At 48.7% G+C, this 4061-nt stretch carries 3 protein-coding genes; 2 read left to right on the top strand and 1 reads right to left on the bottom strand.

The window, feature by feature from the left end; all coding sequences use genetic code 11:
• Window positions 1-272, top strand: a 272-nt coding sequence (locus B2899_RS06230) for a hypothetical protein (RefSeq protein ID WP_286884525.1), incomplete at its 5' end; no start/stop codon positions are given.
• Entirely contained in the window at window positions 269-2104 is a 1836-nt protein-coding gene (gene typA, locus B2899_RS06225; RefSeq protein ID WP_146812045.1) for a translational GTPase TypA, read from the top strand. The genes B2899_RS06230 and typA, both read left to right, overlap by 4 nt.
• 205 nt (window positions 2105-2309) lie before the next feature.
• Here typA and B2899_RS06220 read toward each other — a convergent pair whose 3' ends face one another.
• On the bottom strand, window positions 2310-3791 hold the full coding sequence (locus tag B2899_RS06220) for an LCP family protein (protein WP_146812046.1): 1482 nt from the start codon (window positions 3789-3791) through the stop codon (window positions 2310-2312).
• Window positions 3792-4061: the final 270 nt, after the last annotated feature.

Below are 4061 nucleotides of genomic sequence, written 5' to 3'. Positions count from 1 at the left end.
CCTTTTTCCCCATTGAAATCACCTCCTCGTTCTCTTCTCTCTTTTCCTTCGTACCGCAAAAGCAAGCCGCCCTTCTTATGATTTTCATGTCGGGGTTGCGGCTGAAAAGCCATGAGGGTTTTATTTCTATAACCTCTTGCGGTAGACGGGCAAAAAGCATTATGATGAAAACGTTGCGCCGTTTAATAATTCGAAAGGTGCATGATATAATGAACCTGCACGCAACGCCCCGCGAATGCGGGGAATTTGAAAGGAGCTTTCATACTTTATGAGTTTACGCAACGATTTGCGCAACATTGCAATTATCGCTCACGTTGACCACGGGAAGACAACACTGGTCGACAAAATGCTGATTCAGGCCGGAACCTTCCGCGCGAATGAGCAAGTACAGGAACGGATGATGGATTCAAACGATTTAGAAAGAGAACGCGGTATTACCATTCTCGCGAAAAATACGGCGGTAAAATACAAGGACATTACAATTAACATCATGGATACGCCGGGTCACGCCGATTTCGGCGGTGAAGTTGAACGCATCATGAAGATGGTGGACGGCGTGCTGCTCGTCGTAGACGCCTTCGAAGGCTGCATGCCGCAAACACGCTTCGTACTAAAAAAAGCGCTTGAACAAAAAGTAACGCCGATTCTCGTCATCAACAAAATCGACCGTGAGAACGCTCGTCCTGCGGAAGTGGTAGATGAAGTATACGATTTGTTTATCGATCTGGACGCGACGGAAGAACAGCTTGACTTCCCGGTTATCTATGCTTCCGGCATCAACGGTACGGCAAGCACGGACCCGGATAAGCAGGACGACGACCTGAAAGCCCTGTTCGATACGATCGTCGAACACATCCCGGGCCCGGGCGGCGATTTTGAAGCACCACTGCAACTCCAGGTAACGATGCTTGATTATAACGAATATCTCGGCCGTATCGGTATCGGCCGTATCCACCGCGGCACCATCCGCCGCGGCGAAACCGTAGCCCAGATTAAGCGTGACGGCTCCATCAAGCAAGTACGGGTAAATAAACTGTTCGGCTTCAGCGGCTTGAAACGCATCGAAATCGAGGAAGCAAAATCCGGCGATATCGTCGCGATTGCAGGTGTAGAAGATATCAATGTCAGCGATACGATTGCAGATACGGAAACACCGGAAGCCCTGCCGCCGTTGACGATTGACGAGCCGACGCTGCAGATGTCATTCCTGGTCAATAACAGCCCGTTTGCCGGCCGCGAAGGCAAGCACGTAACTTCCCGCAAGCTGCGCGACCGCCTGATGGCAGAGCTGGAGACAGATGTCAGCCTGCGCGTCGAAGAAGTAACCCCGGAACAATATATCGTGTCCGGACGCGGTGAGCTTCACCTCTCCATTCTGATTGAAAACATGCGCCGCGAAGGATATGAGCTGCAGGTGTCTAAGCCTGAAGTTATCGTGCGTGAAATCGACGGCGTGAAATGTGAGCCAATCGAACGCCTGATTATCGATATTCCGGAAGAATACACGGGTGCGATTATGGAGTCGCTTGGCGCGCGTAAAGCCGAAATGGTCAACATGATTAATAACGGCTTCGGCTCTGTCCGTCTGGAATTTTTAATTCCGTCCCGTGGCCTGATCGGCTATCGGACCGAGTTCTTGACCCAAACGCGCGGATACGGTATTCTGAACCATTCCTTCGACAGCTATAAGCCGGTTGTTCCAGGCAGCGTCGGCGGCCGCCGGGCAGGCGTACTCGTCTCCATGATTGACGGCACGGCTACGATGTACGGTATGCTGAGTGTAGAGGATCGCGGTATCCTTTTTGTAAATCCGGGTACAGAAATTTACGAAGGCATGATCGTCGGCGAACACAACCGGGATAACGATCTGGTAGTTAATATCTGTAAAGAAAAGCACGCTACTAACGTTCGTTCCGCTACAAAAGAGGAAACCGTGAAGCTGAAAACACCGCGTATCATGACGCTTGAAGAAGCGCTCGAATACCTGGACGACGACGAGTATTGCGAAGTCACACCGGAATCAATCCGCCTCCGTAAGAAACATCTTAAGAAATCGGATCGCGAACGCGCTGCTAAACAGGCTAAATACGGTGCCAATGTATAAAGTCAAATAACTTACTTTGTTTTTTAGCAACAGGAGGCAGGGCCAAAAACAGGCCCTGTTTTTTCTATGAAAATCAGGAAAAAAGAAAGAGGGGAAGAGGAAAGGAGATCCAGGGAAGAAAAAGGTGTTCGCCTTTTTTCCCATTTATATGGCAGTAAAAAAAGGTGCCCACCATTTTGGGGACACCCTCTTGCTACCCTTGTCCTTACTTATTATCTGTATCGACACTTATATCCGGCACCTTTGGCGCTTCAGGTGCTTTCGGCGCTTTCGGAGGAGCAGGTTGGGAAGGTTCGCTGTCGCGCCGCTCCTCGGCAGATATGCTTTCACTTACAGGTTTATCAGGGTCGAGCAACTCTTCTTTTTTGCGCTCACTGTCATTCCCTGATGACTTTTTTGTAGTCTCGCTTGTTTTGCTGCTTTTCTTCTCTTCATTTGTAGCTTCCCGTTTCCTGGTAGACGACTTCTTAGGTTCGTCTTCCTCCGTACGCTGCTCTTCCCTCTTCACCACACGCTTACTGCTTTTTTCCGACTGGCTTTCTATTTTCTTCTCTTCATCTATCTCTGCCGGATCAATCGTCTTCTTCGATCTGCTGCTGCCGCCGGAAGGCGAGTCGTTGTAGCGGGTTACAGTCGAAGGATCGATGCCCATAGATTGCTGAAGCGCCAGACGGTTCTTATCCATCGTCTCCTGCGGGATGATAGTACGGCTGTTCTTAGCATCCCAATCAGCGCCTGTATTCTCAAGCTTTATAATGTTCTCCCCGTCCAGCTTGCCGAACGTCATGGCAAGACCTTTTAACTGGTCAAGCGTCAAGTCGGTTTTGACATTCTCTCCAACCGCGTCCATAACTTTAAAGAAGTTCGCAAGACCGGCAAACGATTTCATCTTCTCCATAGCGGCACGAATGACAGCCACCTGGCGGTCATTACGCTCATAGTCGGTCGAGTAATACTTTAATCCTCGGTCATCATGACGGTGCCGCACGAAGTCAAGCGCCTGGTCCCCGTTCAGTGTCTGAAAGCCGGGTTCTAGATTGATACTCGTACCGTCCGTCGGATCATTATACACCAGCTTACGGTCTACGTTCACTTCCACGCCGCCCAATGCATCGATACCTTGGCGGAAACCTTCAAAATCAATAATAACATAGTTATTAATAGGGATACCGTAGATACTTTCCAGCGTCTTCTTCACAAGGGATATGCCCGTCTCCTCTGGCTCTTCGCCTTTCCGCTCCGCTTCCTCACGCATCATCTCACCAAGTTTGTATACGAAGTTAATCTTTTGATCATGTGTTTCTCCCGGAATGACCACCCGGGTATCACGCGGAATGGAGAGCATCGTAATTTTCTTTGTTTCAGGATTCAGCGTCATAATAATCATAACATCCGTCAGACCGCCGCCATACTCGCCGCGCGTGTCCTTGCCAAGCAATACGATGGATATCGGCCTTTCAGTCGAATATATCGTTTCCGCTTTGGCGACGCCCGCTTCTTTGGCGCTCGATTCCACTTCCGAATGAATTTTATTAAGGAAGTCTTGCGCCTTCAAATACGCGGCTGTCGCTGAACCACCAATAATAAATAGCATAACAGCAAGAATAGTTATCCATTTTCTTCTTCGATTCGCTTTGCGAGCCTTTTTTTTGGCTTTGCTCGCTTGGCGAGATAATTCCTCTGACATGATAGGAATCTCGCACCTCCGGATTCTCTTAAACTAGCAGTCTCTTGTTTGACGCCGAATAGAACAGAAAGTTTCACTATTTTTTGCCTATAACTAAAACAACGATAATCGAGTTTTTAGGATTATGCAAGTGTTTTCTTCGTAACATTTCCTTATATGTCAAACTTTTTTCCTCTTTCCTTCTTTTCTCACAATTTTCACAAAAAACCACCATGGCGTCTCAGCCGCAACTCCAACATGAAAATCATGGGAAGGGCGGCTGGCTTTAGT

The organism is Aneurinibacillus sp. UBA3580 (assembly GCF_002375825.1).
GTDB classification, from domain to species: domain Bacteria; phylum Bacillota; class Bacilli; order Aneurinibacillales; family Aneurinibacillaceae; genus Aneurinibacillus; species Aneurinibacillus danicus.
The sequence above is the reverse complement of the archived record's forward strand: the minus strand, read 5'-3'. Positions and strand labels throughout refer to the sequence as shown.

What these genes read in the sequence shown, in the direction of transcription:
- typA (WP_146812045.1), top strand. Translation starts at nt 269, where the DNA reads ATGAGTTTACGCAACGATTTGCGCAACATTGCAATTATCGCTCACGTT.
- B2899_RS06220 (WP_146812046.1), bottom strand. Translation starts at nt 3,791, where the DNA reads ATGTCAGAGGAATTATCTCGCCAAGCGAGCAAAGCCAAAAAAAAGGCT.